This window comes from Allomuricauda sp. MMSF_3307 (genome assembly GCF_030733585.1).
Taxonomy (GTDB): domain Bacteria; phylum Bacteroidota; class Bacteroidia; order Flavobacteriales; family Flavobacteriaceae; genus Flagellimonas.
This window is the reverse complement of sequence record NZ_JASHIQ010000002.1, coordinates 504,865-524,375: the sequence shown is the minus strand read 5'-3', so window position 1 is coordinate 524,375 and position 19,511 is coordinate 504,865. Positions and strand designations below refer to the sequence as shown.

At 44.5% G+C, this 19,511-nt stretch carries 17 protein-coding genes and 1 riboswitch; of the genes, 12 read left to right on the top strand and 5 right to left on the bottom strand.

Annotated elements, in window-relative coordinates; genetic code table 11:
- Window positions 1–60: 60 nt before the first annotated feature.
- A riboswitch (cobalamin riboswitch) is annotated at window positions 61–292 on the bottom strand.
- A gap of 55 nt (window positions 293–347) precedes the next feature.
- The 5 genes from RBB12_RS06730 (at window position 348) to RBB12_RS06710 (ending at window position 5,273) form a co-directional block, all read left to right on the top strand.
- Entirely contained in the window at window positions 348–1,499 is a 1,152-nt protein-coding gene (locus RBB12_RS06730) for an ABC transporter substrate-binding protein (RefSeq protein ID WP_306013156.1), read from the top strand.
- Complete coding sequence (locus tag RBB12_RS06725; RefSeq protein WP_306013157.1) at window positions 1,500–2,531, top strand: FecCD family ABC transporter permease; 1,032 nt, start codon at window positions 1,500–1,502, stop codon at window positions 2,529–2,531. It begins immediately after the preceding gene.
- Window positions 2,531–3,310, top strand: a complete 780-nt coding sequence (locus tag RBB12_RS06720; RefSeq protein ID WP_306013158.1) for an ABC transporter ATP-binding protein — start codon at window positions 2,531–2,533, stop codon at window positions 3,308–3,310. Before RBB12_RS06725 ends, RBB12_RS06720 begins: the two co-directional genes overlap by 1 nt.
- 240 nt (window positions 3,311–3,550) lie before the next feature.
- A complete protein-coding gene (rmuC, locus tag RBB12_RS06715) occupies window positions 3,551–4,888 on the top strand; it encodes a DNA recombination protein RmuC (protein WP_306013159.1) in 1,338 nt (445 codons plus the stop codon).
- 19 nt (window positions 4,889–4,907) lie between these two features.
- A complete protein-coding gene (locus RBB12_RS06710) occupies window positions 4,908–5,273 on the top strand; it encodes a 6-phosphogluconate dehydrogenase (RefSeq protein ID WP_293282245.1) in 366 nt (121 codons plus the stop codon).
- Window positions 5,274–5,319: 46 nt separating this feature from the next.
- Here the strand turns inward: RBB12_RS06710 and RBB12_RS06705 are convergent, their stop codons facing one another.
- Entirely contained in the window at window positions 5,320–5,718 is a 399-nt protein-coding gene (locus tag RBB12_RS06705) for an endonuclease domain-containing protein (RefSeq protein WP_306013160.1), read from the bottom strand.
- 57 nt (window positions 5,719–5,775) lie between these two features.
- On the opposite strand from RBB12_RS06705, the gene RBB12_RS06700 reads away from it, so the two are divergent.
- Window positions 5,776–6,321, top strand: coding sequence for an acyl-CoA thioesterase (locus RBB12_RS06700; protein ID WP_127141615.1), 546 nt, complete (start codon window positions 5,776–5,778; stop codon window positions 6,319–6,321).
- Here RBB12_RS06700 and pgl read toward each other — a convergent pair.
- Both pgl and zwf read right to left on the bottom strand, forming a co-directional pair.
- Window positions 6,302–7,027, bottom strand: coding sequence for a 6-phosphogluconolactonase (gene pgl, locus RBB12_RS06695; RefSeq protein ID WP_306013161.1), 726 nt, complete (start codon window positions 7,025–7,027; stop codon window positions 6,302–6,304). The two genes, RBB12_RS06700 and pgl, sit on opposite strands and share 20 nt — an antisense overlap.
- Window positions 7,028–7,128: 101 nt before the next feature.
- Entirely contained in the window at window positions 7,129–8,661 is a 1,533-nt protein-coding gene (gene zwf / locus RBB12_RS06690; RefSeq protein WP_306013162.1) for a glucose-6-phosphate dehydrogenase, read from the bottom strand.
- A gap of 160 nt (window positions 8,662–8,821) precedes the next feature.
- Between zwf and gndA the strand changes: the two genes are divergently transcribed.
- The 6 genes from gndA (at window position 8,822) to RBB12_RS06660 (ending at window position 14,609) form a co-directional block, all read left to right on the top strand.
- Entirely contained in the window at window positions 8,822–10,231 is a 1,410-nt protein-coding gene (gndA, locus tag RBB12_RS06685) for an NADP-dependent phosphogluconate dehydrogenase (RefSeq protein WP_306013163.1), read from the top strand.
- Between the two features lie 10 nt (window positions 10,232–10,241).
- Entirely contained in the window at window positions 10,242–11,093 is an 852-nt protein-coding gene (locus RBB12_RS06680; RefSeq protein ID WP_306013164.1) for a ChaN family lipoprotein, read from the top strand.
- Window positions 11,094–11,210: 117 nt separating this feature from the next.
- Window positions 11,211–11,699 (top strand): DUF4440 domain-containing protein, encoded by a 489-nt coding sequence (locus RBB12_RS06675; RefSeq protein WP_306013165.1) that lies wholly within the window; start codon window positions 11,211–11,213, stop codon window positions 11,697–11,699.
- 30 nt (window positions 11,700–11,729) lie between these two features.
- On the top strand, window positions 11,730–12,764 hold the full coding sequence (locus RBB12_RS06670; protein ID WP_306013166.1) for an amidohydrolase family protein: 1,035 nt from the start codon (window positions 11,730–11,732) through the stop codon (window positions 12,762–12,764).
- A 29-nt stretch (window positions 12,765–12,793) separates the two neighbouring features.
- Window positions 12,794–13,324, top strand: a complete 531-nt coding sequence (locus tag RBB12_RS06665; RefSeq protein ID WP_306013167.1) for a YybH family protein — start codon at window positions 12,794–12,796, stop codon at window positions 13,322–13,324.
- A 112-nt stretch (window positions 13,325–13,436) separates the two neighbouring features.
- Entirely contained in the window at window positions 13,437–14,609 is a 1,173-nt protein-coding gene (locus RBB12_RS06660; RefSeq protein ID WP_306013168.1) for an amidohydrolase family protein, read from the top strand.
- Window positions 14,610–14,801: 192 nt separating this feature from the next.
- Here the strand turns inward: RBB12_RS06660 and RBB12_RS06655 are convergent, their stop codons facing one another.
- Both RBB12_RS06655 and RBB12_RS06650 read right to left on the bottom strand, forming a co-directional pair.
- The gene (locus tag RBB12_RS06655; protein WP_306013169.1) at window positions 14,802–16,229 is read right to left on the bottom strand and encodes a TolC family protein; all 1,428 of its coding nucleotides are present in this window, start codon (window positions 16,227–16,229) and stop codon (window positions 14,802–14,804) included.
- Window positions 16,219–19,491: an efflux RND transporter permease subunit gene (locus RBB12_RS06650; protein WP_306013170.1), complete on the bottom strand. Its 3,273-nt coding sequence runs from the start codon at window positions 19,489–19,491 to the stop codon at window positions 16,219–16,221. The genes RBB12_RS06655 and RBB12_RS06650 overlap by 11 nt, the downstream gene beginning before the upstream one ends.
- Between the last annotated feature and the right edge of the window lie 20 nt (window positions 19,492–19,511).

Here is a 19,511-nt window from a genome sequence, read left to right as displayed (position 1 = left end):
ATTGAATAAACGGGAGAATAGTATGTGATGCATACGTAAACTTTTATCCCGAAAGTTTAACATTGTTTGTTTGAATCTGGCAGGTCTCCTGGCTTGCGTATTGTCGTCTACCTTCCCACCCGGTCGGGCAGTGGTTTTGAAGTTGAGACAATCACCTACTACGTACTGATGCTCAAAAACATCAGTGCCGATTCGGCACAGCTTACAGTTGCGGGAACAGCTCCGGTTTTGCACCGGATTCCCTTTTAATCCCACGGAAACATCCGTGCGAACCAAAATTCAAGCCCAAAGCTAGTCATTCCGTTTAATCTTTTTCTGCAAAACTTAAATAATCTTACTTTTGACCCATGGCAAAAAAGCAATGGTCAATTCCAATCCTAGGATTTGTTTTGTTTGTGTTGATGGGCTGCAAACAGGAAAAAAAAGCGGAGATCCATCACAATGAAACAGTACCATCGTCCATAAGCTACGCCAAAGGTTTTACCGTTACAAAAGAGGGGGACATCACCCTTATTGAAGTTACCGCTGCATGGCCTGGGGCAAAAAGTTTCACCTATGCTTTGGTCCCGAAGCAAAAACTTGCCAGTATGACCTTCCCTCGTGATGCCTACGATGCTATTATTGGGACGCCTGTTGAAAACATAGTACTGACCTCCACCACGCATATGGAACCCATCATCCAGCTTGGGGAGCTAAACACTGTTATGGGCTTTCCAAACACCGATTATATTTCGTCCCCAGCAGCAAGGGAACGCATTGCCCAGGGAGCCATCAAGGATTTGGGAATGAACGACAGGCTGAATACCGAAATGGTGCTCGAACTAAATCCCGAACTCATTGTTGGTTTTAGCATCAATGAGGATAACAATGCTTACGACATCATGCGACGGGCAGGCATTCCAGTGGTGTATAATGGGGATTGGGTGGAGCAAAGTCCGTTGGGCAAAGCCGAATGGGTGAAGTTTTTTGCGCCCTTCTTTCAAAAGGAAACCTTGGGAGATAGCATTTTTTCAGAAATTGAAGCTTCCTACCGTAATGCTAAAGAACTTGCACAAAAAGCGACCTCAAAACCCACGGTATTAACAGGTGGATTATACAAAGATGTCTGGTACGTAGCAGGTGGAAAAAGTTGGATGGCCCAATTTCTGGAGGATGCGAACGCCGATTATTTGTGGGCCAACACTGCTGAAACAGGAAGCATTGGTCTGAGTTTGGAAACCGTATTGGCCAAAGCACAGAATGCGGAGTTCTGGTTCAATCCCTCGGCACAGATTACCTACGATGAATTGGCCCAAGCCAACACCCATCATGTGGAGTTTGACGCCTTTAAAAACAAAAAGGTCTATTCCAACGCCATTGACAAAGGAGAAAAGGGCGGACTCATCTTCTATGAAACCGCTCCGCAACACCCGGATATCGTGCTCAAAGACCTCATCAAAATATTGCATCCAGCGTTATTGCCGGAGCATCAACTCCAATTCATCAAACCCTTGCCCTAAATGCTAGCCGCGCGGACATATCGGATTTCTTTCGTGCTTTTGGCATTGGCACTCCTATGCGCTCTGCTATTGAACATTAGTTCGGGTTCGGTGAGCATTCCGTTTTTCGATGTAGTTTCCCTTTTGTGGGGAAAAACACCGGAAATTGTTTCTTGGGAGTACATTGTTTGGGAATATCGGGTACCCAAGGCCTTTACCTCCATCTTGGTCGGTGCAGGTCTATCGTTGAGTGGACTTTTGATGCAGACCCTATTCAGAAATCCGTTGGCTGGCCCATTTGTCTTGGGCATCAGTTCAGGGGCCAGTTTGGGTGCAGCTTTATTGTTGATGGGCACTTCCCTGCTGGCAGGCTACACCGCTTTCGGGTTTTTGGGCGATGTTTCCTTGGCCATTGCAGCCAGTGTTGGCAGCTTTTTGGTGCTTTTGGTGGTCATGATTGTGGCCCAGCGCGTAAAGGACACCATGGCCTTATTGATCATAGGGCTGATGTTCGGCAGCATTACCTCGGCCATTGTAAGCGTATTGGCCTATTTTTCAAGCGCTGAAAACCTGCAACGCTTCATATTTTGGTCGTTTGGGAGTGTGGGAAATTTGTCCATGAATCAGTTGTTGCTATTGGGAGGCATTGTACTTTTAGGTGTTATGTTGAGCATCTCCTCCATAAAATCGTTGAATGCTTTGCTCCTGGGCGAGCATTATGCACAAAGTCTGGGCGTATCGCTCAACAAATCCCGGTTGATCATCATCATTGCCACGGGACTATTGGCGGGTGGTATTACGGCCTTTGCCGGACCCATTGCTTTTGTGGGCTTGGCCGTGCCGCATCTTACCCGTCAAATCTTTGATACCATGGAACACAAAGTGTTGATTCCCGCCGTAATGCTGTATGGTGCCATTTTGATGTTGTTGTGCGATACCTTGGCACAATTGCCCAATTCCGCCAGTGTCTTGCCCATAAATGCGATTACCTCCTTGGTCGGGGCGCCAGTAGTGATCTGGCTTTTAGTACGTAAGCGTAAAATGATGTTCTAATGGCAAAAACGGAGCAAAACATACTGTCCATTACCGACCTGTCCATTGGCTACGGGAGCAAAAGTGTGGTCAACAACATCAATTTTGATTTGGAAGCTGGAATGCTATGCGGTGTTGTGGGCGTTAATGGCATCGGGAAATCTACTTTGTTACGTACTTTGGGCGGGTTTCAACCCAAACTTGGTGGCGGCATCTACTTGAATGGTCAACCGTTGGAAAAATTAGGCTCCACCGCATTATCCAAGACACTTAGCGTGGTACTGACGGAACCACCCGCTTCCAAAAACCTTACCGTACAGGAATTGATCGCTTTGGGAAGACAACCCTACACCAACTGGTTGGGCACCTTGACAAAAACCGACAAACAACAGATAGAAGCGAGTTTAGATGCTTTTTTGTTGAAGGGTCTTCGAGATAATAAATGCCATGAACTTAGTGATGGCCAACTACAACGAGTATTGGTAGCAAGGGCCATGGCACAGGATACCTCTTTGATTTTGTTGGATGAGCCCACTACGCATTTGGATCTATATCACAAGGTACAAATCTTAAAAATGCTGCAACAATTAGCGCATGAACGTCAAAAAACCATCCTGTTCACTACGCACGAAATTGAACTGGCCATTCAGTTATGCGACCGAATCCTGATACTGGATGGCAAGCAGCATCTCTTCGGAGACCCGTGCGAACTTATTGAGCAAAAACACTTTGATAATCTGTTTCCTTCGGAAATGGTACAGTTTGATGCTAAAACGGGTTCGTTTAAGGTTACAAAATAGAGACTGACGATAGTTGCGTACAGAAAGTTACTTTAACCAAAGAACTGTCGATTCGAGTGAAATTCCAAAGGAATTTTTTATCGAGAATTGGTTTTTGGATTTGAAATTTTAGTTCTCGATACGTTTTTTCCAAAAACACTCGAACTGACAAATTTCAATATTCATTTTATGGATTTCTGCTTTCGGAGAATGACATATTATCTTTATAATCCGTTATCTTTATCGTTCATAAAATTTTTCATGAGCACAGAATTAATCTATGTAATCGTTGGCCTTATTGCTTTGGCCATTGGGTTGTTTGCAGGCATGTACATTCAAAAACTGAAGACCAAATCCACCGAAAGTGTGTGGGGGGAACGGGAACAGCAATTGAATGCAACCATCAAATCGCTAAACGATAAATTACTGCAGCGTGATGAGGAACAGAAGCAGTTACAGCGGGAAAAAGAACAGCAGAGCAATCAGATTGTCCGTTATCAGGCGGATTTGGAAAATCTACAGCTAAAAAACAAGGAACAAAAGGAGGAAGTAGAAAAGCTCCAAGAAAAATTCACCAAGGAGTTTGAAAATCTGGCCAACAAGATTCTCGACGAGAAGAGCGAAAAGTTCACCAAGAGCAACAAAGAAAATATTGAAAACATCCTCACCCCCCTGAACAAAAAAATTAAGGAGTTTGAGGAAAAAGTCGAAAAGTCGCAAAAGGAGAACATCAGCATCAACTCTTCCCTTAAACAGCAGTTGGAAAGTTTGCAACAACAAAACCTGAAGATTACCCAAGAAGCCGAAAATCTGACCAAAGCCTTGAAAGGCGATAGCAAAATGCAAGGGAACTGGGGCGAATTGGTGTTGGAACGCGTTCTGGAAAAATCTGGATTGGAAAAAGATCGTGAATACAGCGTTCAGCAAAGCTTCCAACGAGAGGATGGCACTCGGGTAATGCCCGACGTTATTATCCACCTACCCGATGGAAAAAAAATGGTGGTGGATTCCAAGGTCTCGTTAACGGATTACGAACGGTACACCAACGCGGAAGAGGAAGACAGACCCAAATACTTGAAAGACCATATCAACTCTTTGAGAAGGCACGTGGAACAACTCTCCTCCAAAAAGTATGAAGACCTTTACGAAATGGAGAGTCCCGATTTTGTATTGATGTTCGTGCCCATAGAACCTGCTTTCGCCATTGCCATAAACGAGGATAACTCCCTGTACAACAAAGCGTTTGAACAAAATATTGTTATCGTTACCCCATCGACCTTATTGGCTACATTGCGAACGATAGATTCGATGTGGAGCAATGAAAAGCAACAACGCAATGCCATTGAGATTGCGCGACAAGCAGGTGCACTTTACGACAAATTTGAAGGGTTTGTAAGCGATTTGACCAAAGTCGGGAAGAAGATGGATGAGGCGAAAAGCGAATATCGCGGCGCCATGAACAAATTGGTTGAAGGACGCGGCAATATCGTAACTACCATAGAAAAATTGAAAAAAATGGGGGCCAAGGCCAAAAAATCCCTTCCCGAACCTATTTTAAAAAGGGCCCATGATGACGATTTTGAAGAGCTAGATCAATAAAACACCTTAAACACTGACCATGAAAAAAATTGTAACCATTCTTATAGCTGCCATTGTAATCGGTGTCGTGGGCTATTTTGCTTTTGTGTATTACGTGCCATACAGTGAAGGCTACCGTTCCGGAGAATTGATCAAGTTCAGCAGAAAGGGTGTGATGGTAAAAACCTGGGAAGGGCAAATCAGTCAGGGATTATCGGGTACCAACGTATTTTCGTTTTCCGTGGAGGATGGCGAAAAGGAGATTATTGAAAAAATGAAGGAGTACCAAGGGCAGTACATCAAAGTCACCTACAAGGAACGCTACGCTACCTTTTTCTGGCTGGGCGATACCAAATATTTTATCACAGAGGTGAAATCGGAGAAGTCCCCGATTTTTCGGAATTAGTACACACCCCTAACCCCTCTTTTTAGAGGGGAACGTTGCGTCCCTCCTAGAAAGGAGGGATTGAGGGAGGTGTATTTCCATTCGCTTCAAATTGAAAAATATATTCCTCAATCGCCCTCAAAACATTATCCATATCGCACAATACTTGGGTATCGGAAAATCGTAACACTTGAATACCAAGCTCATTCAACCTTTTTGTCTTAACAACATCCTTCTTCCAAGTCCCTTCCAATTGATGAGAATAGCCATCCAACTCTATCGCCAACCTCAATTTATTACAGAAAAAATCAACAATATACTTGTCAATCGGTTTTTGTCTATGAAAATCATATCCGTGCATTTGGTCACGCTTTAGCTTTTGCCATAATCTAATTTCAGATTTGGTGGCATTCCTTCTAAGTAACCTTGCGAGTTCCTTGAGCTTTGGGTTATATTTGATAATCATTATGCATCATAGCTATTCCCCCGAGAAAAAGGATTCTATTAAAAACCCCATCAAAATATGAAAAAATTCAAATCATCCCGAGAAAGCAGGGTTTCCATCACGGAACTTATGCTGCCCTCTCACTCCAATTTTGGCGGCAAAGTACACGGCGGACACATTCTGAACCTAATGGACCAAATAGCCTTTGCCTGTGCCTCCAAACATTCACAAAGCTATTGTGTAACGGCCTCCGTGAACCGTGTGGATTTTTTGAATCCCATCGATGTGGGGGAATTGGTCACTCTAAAGGCTTCGATTAACTATACGGGCAAGACTTCTATGGTGGTTGGCGTGCGTGTGGAATCGGAAAACGTGACCACAGGTATGGTCAAACATTGCAATTCTTCTTATTTTACCATGGTAGCCAAGGGAAAGGACGGAAAAAACAAAACAGTTCCCGGATTGATCCTCAAGACCAAACAGGACATTCGTCGTTTTGCGCGGAGCAAAGAACGTAAACAATCGGCCTTTCAGCGCGATAGTAAATATGAATCCAACAATTTTAAGGTAAACGAGTACTTGGAGTTTTTACAGGGCGAAAACGTTAAGATGGATTTTGATTGAGCTCCGCGGCAGCCTCCTCATCCAAAAACCATACTAAATTCCCCGATGCCGGATGCACCAAAGACGCCGGATACGCTTCTGAACCCTCGGTTTTCTCCACCACCGCCTTCACTTTCTCCGATTTTGATGCCCCTGTGACCAAAAAAGCGACCTCTTTAGCAGTATTGATCACTTTTCCATTGATGGACACCCGTTTTTGCCCCGAATCAGGGTGGGTGGCCACTACGCAATGGTCTTCCGCATCCCAAAGTTCGATTTCATGTGGGAAAATGGAAGCCGTGTGTCCGTCATCGCCCATACCCAAAATGACCAAATCGAATTGGGGCACGCCTTCTACCCTATCCAAATTGATTTCAAGCAGATTGGCATAGCGCAAGGCTTCGCCTTTAGGGTCTTTTTCTCCCAATATCCTATGAATATTCTCCTTGGGCAGCTCAATTTTGGAAAACAGGTGCTCCACCGTCATTTTATAGTTGCTTTGCTCGTAGGAAGGAGGCACACAACGTTCATCACCCCAATAAAAATGTACCTTATTCCAATCTACCTTATCCGAAAAGTTTTCGGCCAGTACATCAAAAACTATTTTTGGGGTGCTCCCGCCCGAAAGGGCTACATGAAACGTGCCCTTGTCTTTCACTTGATCCACAAAATAGCTGGAAAACTGTTCAGCTACCTCTTGTTTGTCTTTATATATTTTCAAATTCATCTTGAATTAATTTTTGGTTCTCGACTTTTCCTTCGACTGCGCTCAGGATGACATCTCGAACAGAAAATTGTTCATTGTCTATTGCTTATTGATAATCGTATCTAGCAGATTACGCAATAACCGGGGTCATCGGCCAAGTTCTCGCTGGGATTACGCCAATACCCGTCATCTTCGATCAAATCATCCGCATTTTCAGGTCCCCAGGCACCAGCTGCATAGCCGTACATGCGAACATCCTTTCCACTGCTCCAATAATTCAAAATAGGGTCCACAAATTCCCATGCTGCCTCCACCTCATCGGCGCGGGCATAGAGCGTGGCATCCCCTTGCATGGCATCCAACAACAAGCGCTCATAGGCTTCCATCACATAAGTTTCGGCCAAATTGGCGTAGTAAAAATCCAAATTGGCGCGCTCTACCTTAAATCCTTGTCCCGGAACCTTCACACCAAACTTGATAAGAATCCCCTCATCAGGTTGGATTCGGATAATCAATTTATTGTCCATCTCCTGCATTTCGGACCCCTTAAATATTTGATGGTGCGGCTTTTTAAAGTGAATGACAATCTCCGTCACCTTGGTGGGCATACGTTTGGCGGTCCTCACATAAAAGGGCACCCCGTGCCAGCGCCAGTTGTCCACATAAAATTTAATGGCCGCATAGGTTTCCGTAGTGGAATTGGGGTCCACCCCTTCTTCTTCACGGTAGCCTTTTACATCGTTTCCATCCACTTTGGAAGCTACATATTGGGCCCGAATGGTATTTTCAAAAAGCTCCTTTTCGTCTGTCATGATACGGAGCGACTTCAATGCCTTTACTTTTTCATTCCTGATTTCTTCGGCATCCGCACCAATGGGGGGCTCCATCACTACCAAGGAAACAATCTGCAACAAATGGTTTTGGAACATATCCCGAAGGGCACCTGATTTATCATAATAGCCACCACGTTTTTCTACGCCAACACTTTCGGCATTGGTGATTTCCACCCGTTGGATATAGTTTCGGTTCCACAAAGGCTCAAAAATACTGTTGGAAAAACGGGTCACCAGTAAGTTTTGTACCGTTTCCTTTCCCAAATAATGGTCGATTCGGTAAATCTGGTGCTCCTTAAAATATTTGTGAAGTCCTTTGTTGAGTTTCTGTGCCGTCTCCAAACTATAACCAAAGGGCTTCTCCACGATCAAACGTTTCCACCCATTGTTTTGGGCGTTCATGCCCGCTTCGGAAAGATTATGCGATATGGTCTCGTAAAGTGTGGGCGGTGTGGAGAGGTAATAAATGATATTTCCCGAAGTATTGTACTTTTCCTTAAGGGACTCTACCCGTTTGCGGAGCGCACCATAATCCGTATCGTAGCTCTCGCCCAAATCCTCATAAAACAGCTTGTCCGCAAAACCTTTTACCTTGTCCTTGTCCAGCTTTTCGGTTTTCGCAGCTAAGTATTTGCTTTCATAGACCACCCGGTCACGAAATGCCTCGTCCGATAGGTCACTTCGGCTCACGCCAAGCACCACAAAGTTTTCCGGGAGTTGCTTGGCCATGTAGAGGTTAAACAAGGAAGGTATCAGCTTTCTAGCGGTCAAATCACCCGAAGCCCCAAAAATTACGAGCATTTGATTATCGGTCTTTTTCATAGTGTTCTTTGGTTTCTGGCAGATTGTGCTCCTTCAACACCGCTCATTGCAAAAGGTGTCATTATTTTTGAGCATGACGAATATAAGGTTTATTTTAGGTTCTTAATTGAAGAAACCACAACCTTTGGGTTGTCTTAACATCAAAAGAAGAAATACCAAAATGACAGACACGTATGATTTTGGCCTTGTGGGCCTTGGGGTAATGGGACGTAATTTTATTTTGAATGTGGCCGATAACGGCTTTACTGCATTTGGCAACGATCTGGATGAGGAAAAAGTGAGCGCATTGATCAAAGAAGGTGGTGATCCTGATAAGGTAAATGCCACTTCCGATGTAGGGACCTTTGTAAAGTGGTTGTCAACCCCAAGGAAAATCATGCTGTTGGTGCCCGCAGGAAAAGTTGTGGATAGTGTTATTGAAGGGTTGTTGCCCCACTTGGACAAAGGAGATATTATTATCGATGGAGGAAACTCCTTTTATACCGATACCGACCGTAGGGAAGCTTATTTAAAGGAAAAGGGGATTAACTTTTTTGGAGCGGGGGTTTCAGGAGGTGCCGAAGGAGCCCGAAAAGGACCGAGCATTATGCCCGGTGGTTCCAAAGAAGCCTATCAGCACGTAAAACCAATTTTTGAGGCGGTCTCCGCCAAATACAACGGGGAACCCTGTGTAGCTTATTTGGGACCAAAATCTGCAGGAAATTATGTGAAAATGGTGCACAATGGCATCGAATACGGATTGATGCAGTTGACCTCCGAAATATACGACCTGCTCAAAAAAGCAGGCGGACTCACCAACGATGAACTTCATAAGACCTATGCTGAATGGAACGAAGGACGATTACAATCCTTCTTGGTGGAAATCACATCGGAAATCTTTGCCCAAAAGGACGAGTTGACCGATAATGATCTCGTGGATATGATCTTGGACAAGGCCAAGCAAAAGGGAACCGGAAAATGGACCTCCCAAAATGCCATGGATTTGGGCATTCCAGTACCCACTATCGATATTGCGGTGAGCATGCGGGAAATATCCGCATTGAAAGACGAACGCATCAAAGCGGACGAATTGTATGACCGTCCTACCCCAAAAGCGGTGGATAAGCCCGATTTTACCGCAAAAGCGGAACAGGCACTGTACTTTGCCTTTATCATTACCTATGCGCAAGGCATGCACCAATTGGCGGATGCCTCCAAAGAATACGGTTATGAACTGGAGCTGGGTGAAATTGCCAAAATATGGCGCGCAGGCTGTATTATTCGAGCAGCCTTATTGGCCGATATTACCGAAGCCTATCAAGCCGATAAAGATTTACAAAACCTCTTGCTCTCCCCTTCTTTTGTGGAAAAAGTACAAAGTACGGTAGATGCCGCACGGGAATTGGTCAGTTATGGAGCAGCCAATGGCATTCCGTTACCGGGATTGTCCAACGCACTCACCTATTTCGATGCCTACACCAGCAGCCGTTTGCCGTTGAACTTGATTCAGGCGCAACGCGATTATTTTGGCTCCCACACCTACGAGCGCTTAGATCGCGAAGGTATTTTTCATACGGAGTGGGAGAAATAAAAGTGTTAAGATGAAAAAACTGGTTTTCCTTTTAGCCTTCGCCCTTTCCTTTTTGACCGTATCCGCTCAAAAAGCACCCTTTGTTATTTACAACGCGAAAGGGAAAAAGGTCTCTTATAAAAAAATGCTCAAAACCCTTGAGGATAAGGATATGGTGCTCTTCGGGGAGCTGCACAACAATCCCATTGCGCATTGGTTGCAATATGAGCTTACGGCAGACCTACATACCAAACGGCAACTCATTTTGGGTGCCGAAATGATTGAGGCCGATAATCAGGATGAACTCAACGATTACCTATCGGGAAAAATCGATTACAAAGCACTGGACTCTACGGCAAGACTCTGGAACAACCATAAAACGGATTATGCCCCATTGGTGGACTTTGCCAGGGACAGTAGTTTGGTGTTTGTGGCTTCCAATGTGCCCAGACGCTACGCCAGCATGGTATACAAAGGTGGTTTCGAAGCCTTGGATTCGCTCCCAGCCCAAGAAAAGGCATGGATTGCTCCTTTGCCCATTGCCTATGACCCTGAACTGCCCGGATACCAAAACATTCTAGAAATGATGGGCGACCATGGCAGTCCCACCTTGGTGATGGCACAAGCCATTAAAGATGCCACGATGGCCCACTTTATCCTTCAAAATTATACGGAGGGCTCCTTGTTTTTGCATTACAACGGGGCCTACCATTCCAACGATTATGAAGGCATTCTTTGGTATTTGCAATTGAAACGACCTGATTTGGACTACGGAACCATTTCCACCGTAACACAGGAAAACGTCCACAAACTAGAAGAGGAAAACAAGAATTTGGCTGATTTTATTATCTGTGTGGACCAAAACATGACCACAACCTATTAATTGCACTACTTTTTCAGAGGTATGTTCCAACAAGGGATAATTTCCTTATTTTTAGGAAATTATACACCCTATCCATTCGTATTCCCAATATATGGATAGGGAAAAAATCAACCGACCATGAAAATACTAGTATTAATTCTTGTAACAGTGACCTTCCTCTCCTGTGGAGAAAAACAGGACAAGGTGGTTGTGGAGCCCGTTGACACCGATACAATTGATGTTGCGGCCGAATTGGCCAAGATTGAAGAGGTGCGAAAATCCTTCGAGCAAACCGTCAAGGAAAAACGCTACGGAGATCTGGGCAAGTTTACCACAGAGGATATGATCTCGGTAGGCCCGGGCAGCGAGGATTGGATTGCCTATCGAAAACTGAGGGAACAGCACGGAAACAAATTTCGGTATGACAGTATCAAAATGAATCCGAAGGAAACCGTGATATTGTCCGACACCATGGCCTATGATTTTGGTGTAAGCTCCGTATACTACACCGATGAAAATGGAACGGTACACGAAATGGAGGATACTTTTTTGGTCATCATGAAAAAAAATAAGAACGGTGAATGGAAGTTGCACAGGGAACTTGCATCATCTTTAGTAATAGACTAATTTTCAATCCTGTACATACACATTCTGATTATGAAAATCACTGTAAAGAATTACGTGTTCCTTACAGTTTGTATTTGTCTTTTAGGATGTTCCCCCAGTACAAACAAGAAGAACGAATCGAGCGAACAAAGGGCCTATGAAGGGCCTATAATCGACATGCATCTCCATGCTCTGGAGGACAATGAACTGTCGCCAGAACCTATGGCGATGTGCACCCCCCTTTCCACCATCGTCCAACATTTCGACCCTCAGAATGACTTTGGCGATGTTTTTTGGGGGAAAGCGGCGAATCCAGATTGTATAAATCCCTATTGGTCTCCAGTAACCTACAAGGAATATGTGGATAGACTCAACCATCAGGTTGAAACCTATAAGATTACAGCCGTAACCTGTGGTAGTCTCCAAGCAACTAAAAAATTGATGGACCATTTCCCCGACCAATTTATGCGAGGGATTCAATTTCGCATTAATCGGGACAGTATCGCTGTGGACAGTCTCAAGTCCTTATTGCAAAATGAAGGAATGGACATTTTAGGGGAAATAAGCAATCAATATGGAGGTATTGCTCCTAACGACCCTAGAATGTTTCCATATTATGCCTTGGCCGAGGAAATGGATGTTCCGATTCTGCTTCATATGGGAAGTGGTCTTCCAGGAACCCCTTTGTTTCTGAATCCCGAGTACCAAGTGGCCCATTCCAATCCCTTGCTATTGGAAGAAGTTTTGAAAAAATATCCCAAGATGCGGATATCCATTGCCCATTATGGGGAGCCGTTCATTGACGAACTTATTGCGATGATGTACCATTACCCACAGCTATATGTGGATTTGGGAGGTATACAATGGTGCTATCCACGAGAATACTTTTATCAAAGTCATCTTAAAAAATTGATAGATGCTGGCTTTGGAAAGCGTATCATGTTCGGTTCCGATATGATTATTTGGCCAGAATTGATAGAAGAATCCATTGCCATTATAAATGATGCTGATTTTCTGACCTATGAACAGAAGGCAGATATCTTTTACAACAACGCAGCCCGCTTTTTGAGGCTGTCCAAAAATTGAATATCAAATAACCCATTAACTATATCATTATGAAAAATCAATTCGTCTGTATTCTTTCAACATTGCTGATAGTTCTGTTTGCTGCTAGTTGTGAGCAAACCACAGCTGAACCAATGTCAGGGGAAGCCTATTCTGCTGAAATCCAAAAAATCATTGAAGCAAAAAATGAAAAAATCCAAGAATTTTACGCTTCGGGTATGATTGATTCCGCTGCTGTGCACTTTGCAGATAATTGCATTCAATTTATGCCCAATCAACCCGCAATTGTAGGGATTGAGACCTATAAAGCAGCGTGGAAACAAAATATCCAGTTCGGAAAATGGCAGTTGGACCTCAATACCCAAGAAGTGAAGGCCAGTGGCCATTTGGCGACAGAATACGGCAAATACAGCTTAACATTTACACCCAATGAAACCTCACCCATTCCCGCAATGGAAGATAAAGGCAACTATTTGGTGCTCTGGGAAAAAATGGAAGGGGAATGGAAAGTTCTCTGGGACGCACCCGTTACCGAGCTTCCCATGCCCAGCCAAGCTCCGGATTCGACCATGGTAGAGTAAGGTTCACGTTCGAACAAATAAAAAAGACCATATTTTTTCCAAAAGAGGTTCTGCATCTAAGATGCCCAAGCGCTAAAATAATGACCGACAACAATTACAAAAAGTACCAAAAATGAAAAAACTCCTATTACTATTGCTGTTTGCCATTATGGGCAGCTGTTCCCAACCCGTAACGTATGATATGGTTTTTGAAAATGTCCATTTATTCGATGGTCACAAGGATATGGGAAGAGTACATATTGGCATCAACAATGACACCATTGCTGCGATTACCTCCGAAAAAATATCGGGTGACTCCATTATAAATGGAGCCGGTAAATTTATTGTTCCAGGATTGGTCAACGCCCATGTTCACGCCTCCGAATTGGAACATTTACAGCAAGGGTATGAACACGGAATACTGACTCTGCTCAATATGCATACGGGACTCGAAGACAGGGAGAGCGACTGGAAAGAGATAACCCGTGATTCCGTCGGTTTTTCTTCCTTGTATGGCGCTGGGCATGCCGCCACGGTTCCCAGTGGCCATCCTACACAGTTCAGTCCCGGTATGGAAACCATAAACGATTCCGTGTCCATTAAAATGTGGGTGGACAACCGTATTCAAAATGGGGTCGATTATATCAAGGTGATTCATGAAAACCGCAGTTTTATGGGCAATCCCGCGCAACCTACATTGGATTACCCACAAATCAAGGAAATCATTGACTATGCACATGAAAAGGGATATAAAGTGGTTGTCCATGCCACTACGGTAGAAGGAATGCTGGAGATTGCTGCGTTTAAACCCGATGGTTTTGTACATATGGTGGACTATAAGGATGAATTGCCGATTGATGACTCCTACTATCAAACTATACAACAAAGCGGCGCCTTTATTGTCCCCACTGGCGGAATATCCCTAAAATCCATGGATGGTCTTCCCCCATTTATGATCGAGTGGGTCAACGCCAACCTCCTAAACGCAGCGGAAAGGGCGGCCATCATAAAAAAATATCACGAAAACAACATTTTACTAGTAGCTGGTACCGATGCGCAAGAGGGTCAGGTGGATTTTGGCAAAGATTACTTTTTGGAGTTAGACCTGTACCAAATGGCGGGGCTATCAAACACCGAAATACTTAAAACCGCAACCGGAAACGCCGCGAAAGCGTTCAATTTGCCCATAGGCGAATTGTCTGTGGGCAGCAAAGCCACTTTTGTTGTATTGAACGACAGCCCTTTGGAAGATATCGCAAATCTTCAAAACATTGGCGAAGTGTGGAAAAATGGCAAAAGGGAATAAGACTTACTACGACATAAAAACTGTATTTGCCTCGTAAAAGGCAATGTGAAAGCATGGTTTTATCCCAGGGAACCTAGCAACTATCAATCAAACTTCGATAAAAATCAGAAGCCCGATTTACAAATGTAAACCGGGCTTCATTTGGGTAAATCAATAGCCAAAACAGTAGGTAAAACTATCGATTTGGGACTTCTAATTCCAGCCGCCGCCCAAGGCGCGGTACATATTTACCTGGGCCAACAACTGGTCTCTTTTGGTCTCAACCAATTCCATTCGGGATTCCAAAGCCTCACGCTGTGCCAAAAGCACTTCAATGTATTCCACCCTTGCCGATTGGAACAATCGTGTAGAGAGGTCTATGGATTCCGTTAGGGCCTGAACTTGACCATCCTTTAATTCATAGCTCTTTTTTAAGTTATCGATATTGGACAACTGGTTGGCCACCTCGATATAGGCATTCAAAATGGCCTTTTCATATTCAAAAACAGCTTGCAACTGTCGGTCGGTCGCACTTTTGTACTGAGCCTTTATTGCATTTCTGTTGATCAAAGGCGCTACCATATCACCAATGGCCGAATATAGAACGGATTCCGGAGTAGTGGTCAGGTATTTCGTATCAAAGGCTTCCAGCCCTAGACCTGCCTTTATCGTAAACTGCGGATAAAAATTGGCCTTGGCCGCCTTGGTGTCCAATTTGGCGGCTGCCAGTTCATATTCGGCTTTACGGATATCGGGACGATTTTGCAACAATTGCGATGGTATTCCGGCATACATGGTATCGATAGGTGCATCAATAAAACTATCGGAGGCCCTATTGATATGTTGATGGGTACGTCCGATCAAAAAGTTCAATCGGTTCTCCACTTCCACAATCTGCTGTTGGATTTCATACTTATGGCTTTGGTTTTTCATTACCTCGGCCTGGAAACGCTTCACTGCCAACTCCGTAGCACGGGCGGCTTGCTTTTGCAATTTCACCATACGAAGGGCATTCTGCTGTATCTCCAGGTTTTGGTCTATCATGACCATTTGGTTGTCCAATGCCATTAATTCATAATATGAATCGGCAATTTCCGCGACCAAGTTGGTCACCATAAAGTTTTTGCCCTCTATGCTGGAAAGGTATTCGTATACGGCGGCCTTCTTCTCATTGCGCAACTTCTTCCATACATCGAGCTCCCATGTAGCGAACGCCCCGACCCCATAATTGGTCAGGGGTTCGGGGAACTCTTCGCCTTCCTTTACCTCTAGGTTTTTTTCAACGGCGCCATTTCGGGTGTACTCACCTACTTTGTCGACCTCAGCTCCCGCCTGGATGTTCACAAAGGGTAAATACTCCCCTTTTTTGGCTTGAATCCTATTTTGGGCCATATCCACTCGTTGCAACATAATGTTCAACTCTTGGTTTTTGACCAAGGCAGTATCGATCAAGGCAATGAGATTGGGGTCTTTAAAAAACTCCTTCCATTCCACCAAACCAGTATTTAAGGTATCGGTTGATTGGTTTTGATAGTTTTTTGGGACTGCTACGTCCTCATCCCTGATTTCTCTTGTGGGCACACAGGAATAAAGGACAATCATCCCTATCATTCCAATTAAAAGTGTTTTTCTATGATTCATCCTGATTGCCTTTTTTATTCTTGTTTCCATTTTTTGCAGTCGTCATTTTTTTCAAACGTTGATTCATCAAGCGCAGGCGGGCCTTCAATTTGAACACCGTGTCATTTCGATGGAAAAACTCCTCCGACATCGGTTCGTCATGCTGATCCTTGATCAAACTTTTTCCATCCGCCATTTTTGCAAATACGTAATACAGACCAGGAATCAATAGGACCCCGAAAATGGTTCCTACAATCATTCCCCCCATCGCCGAACCGCCAATAGTCTTATTTCCAATGGCACCGGCACCTGTGGCTATTACCAATGGAATCAAGCCTGCGATAAAGGCAAAGGATGTCATCAAAATAGGTCGGAAACGTTGTCTGGCTCCTTCTATGGCCGCATCCCGAATGCTGGAACCTTCGCGACGTTTTTGAACGGCAAATTCCACGATCAAAACAGCATTTTTACCCAGCAGCCCCACCAGCATGATAATTCCGATCTGGGCATACACATCATTGGCGAGCCCCATGGCCTTCAAAAGGAAAAAAGAGCCAAAAATACCAACTGGAAGTGATAGGATAACCGCCAAGGGCAGCAAGAAGCTCTCATATTGCGCGGCGAGCACCAAGTACACGAAGATGAGTACCACTATAAAGATATAGAGTGATTCATTTCCACGCTGCGCTTCATCGTAGCTAAGCCCTTCCCAGGCAATGTCGTAGCCCCTTGGCAGGGTTTGTTCTGCAACCTCCTCTATGGCCTTTATGGCGTCGCCACTTGTAAAACCTGAAGCTGGCAAACCTCGAATGGCAGCCGAGTTGTATAGATTATATCGGGTAATCTCGTTGGGGCCCAATCTTTTTTCCATGCTCATAAACGCAGAATAGGGCACCATTTCCCCTTCTTCGTTCTTGACAAAGAGTTTTTCCAAATCGGATGGCATACTACGATATTCAGGAGCAGCTTGGGTATACACCTTAAAGAATCGCCCAAAACGGATAAACCCTTGCTCGTAGGTACTACCAATAAGAATGTTCAGGTTTTCCATGGCCTTTCCTATGGAAACTCCTTTTTGCATCGCCGCTTTATTATTGATTTTTAACTCATACTGCGGATAATTGGCAGCATAGAACGTAAACAAACCTGCGAGTTCTTTGCGTTCACGCAAGGCATCCATAAAATCATTGTTGATTCTTTCAAACTCATGATAATCTGTACCATCGGTCTTGTCCAACAAACGCATGGCAAAACCACCTGATGAACCAAAACCGGGTACGGCTGGCGGTTCAAAGTATTCGATGACCGCTCCTAGGTCTTTGGTTTCCTCCTCCAATTCTTCCATGATCTCATGAACGGAATGTTCCCGCTGTGACCATGGCTTTAAGTTGATGAGACAGGTACCAGCGTTGGAGCCCCGCCCTTCGGTCATGATTTCATATCCCGCCAAAGATGAAACAGATTCCACACCTTCGGTTTCCTCGCAAATGGCCTGGAGCTTTCTAGCCACATCGTTGGTCCGTTCCAACGTGGCACCGGGAGGCGTCTGGATGATCGCATAGATCATTCCTTGGTCCTCATTGGGAATAAATCCTGCAGGAAGTGTCTGATTGGTAAAGAATATTCCGGCACAGAAAACGATCAACACACCAAATGTGACCACCCTTCTATTCACAATCTTGCTCAATACACCAATATATCTTCCTGTGAGTTTTTCAAACTTGCGATTGAACCAATCAATAAATCGGTTTATGGGTGATTTTCTTCTCGTCTTTCCATGGTTGTTCTTCAACATCATGGCACATAATACCGGTGTAAGGGTAAGTGCCACCAATGCTGAAATTATTATGGAACCTGCCATGGTGATGGAAAACTGTCGATAGAATACCCCAACTGGGCCCGTCATAAAGGAAATGGGAATGAATACGGACACCATAACCATGGTAATGGCAATAATGGCTCCCCCAATTTCTCCCAACACTTCATAAGATGCTTTGTAGGCTGTCAAATTTTCCTTTTCCATCTTCATATGGACGGCCTCTACCACCACAATGGCATCATCAACCACAATACCGATGGCCAACACCAGGGCAAATAGGGTAATCAGGTTAATGGACAGTCCGAAGAGCTGCATTACAAAGAAAGCTCCAATGAGTGATACCGGTACCGCAATGATCGGAATCAAAGTCGAACGCCAATCGCCCAAGAACAGGAATACCACCACTGCAACAAGGATAAATGCATCTCGTAGGGTATGTAGCACTTGTTCTATAGAAGCATCCAAGAAATTGGACACATCATAGCTTATCTTATAATCGATTCCTGGGGGCATTTCCTCCTCAAGCTCCACGAGCTTTTCCTTTACGGCATCGATAACATCACTACCATTACTGCCAAAGGTCTGTTTTAGCACTATGGAAGCGGATGGATCGCCATCCAAGTTGGAATAAATATCAAAGAACTCACTTCCGAGTTCTACATCGGCAACATCACCAAGTTTCAGCATCTCACCCTCATCATTGGCTTTAATAATGATATCCTTGTACTGTTCAGGTTCATTGTATCGGTCTTGATATACCAATACATACTCAAGTGACTGTGCACGTTTCCCCGAGCTACGCCCCAAGCGACCTGGACGGGCCAAAATACTCTGCTCTTCCATGGCCGTGAGGATTTCTTCGGCGGAAACGTCATATGCCCGCATTCTATCGGGTTTCAACCAAACGCGCATGGCAAACTTGCGGCTACCCAGAATTTGGGCACTGGCGATACCATTGATTCGCTGTATTTCGGGAATAATTTTGGTATATGCATAATTGTACAGGAACTTTTCATCATTGTTCTTGGCGTCACTGTACAGGTTCACATACATCAACATACTGGGCTGCACCGGGGTAATGATCACCCCTTCTCGCTGTACCAACTCCGGCAGCAACGGCATTACTTGGTCGACCCGTGTTTTTACCCTTACTACTGCTTGGTTGGGGTCGGTGCCCGGTTCAAAAATCACCCTAAGCGTTCCCTCACCAGCACTTGTGGCATCGGAAGCGATGTACCGCATACCCTGTACTCCGTTAATGGACGTTTCTAGGGGAATAAGGGTTGATTTTACAAGAACATCGGCACTAGAACCTGGATAGGCAATAAATATATTGACCGTGGTGGGGGCGATTTGTGGGAACTGCGAAATAGGCAGTTGTTTTATGGCCAACAGTCCCGTAAACACGATTATGACCGAAATCACAATGGCCAATACCGGCCTATGTATAAATTTTTTAAACATTGCTTATGATTATGGGATTG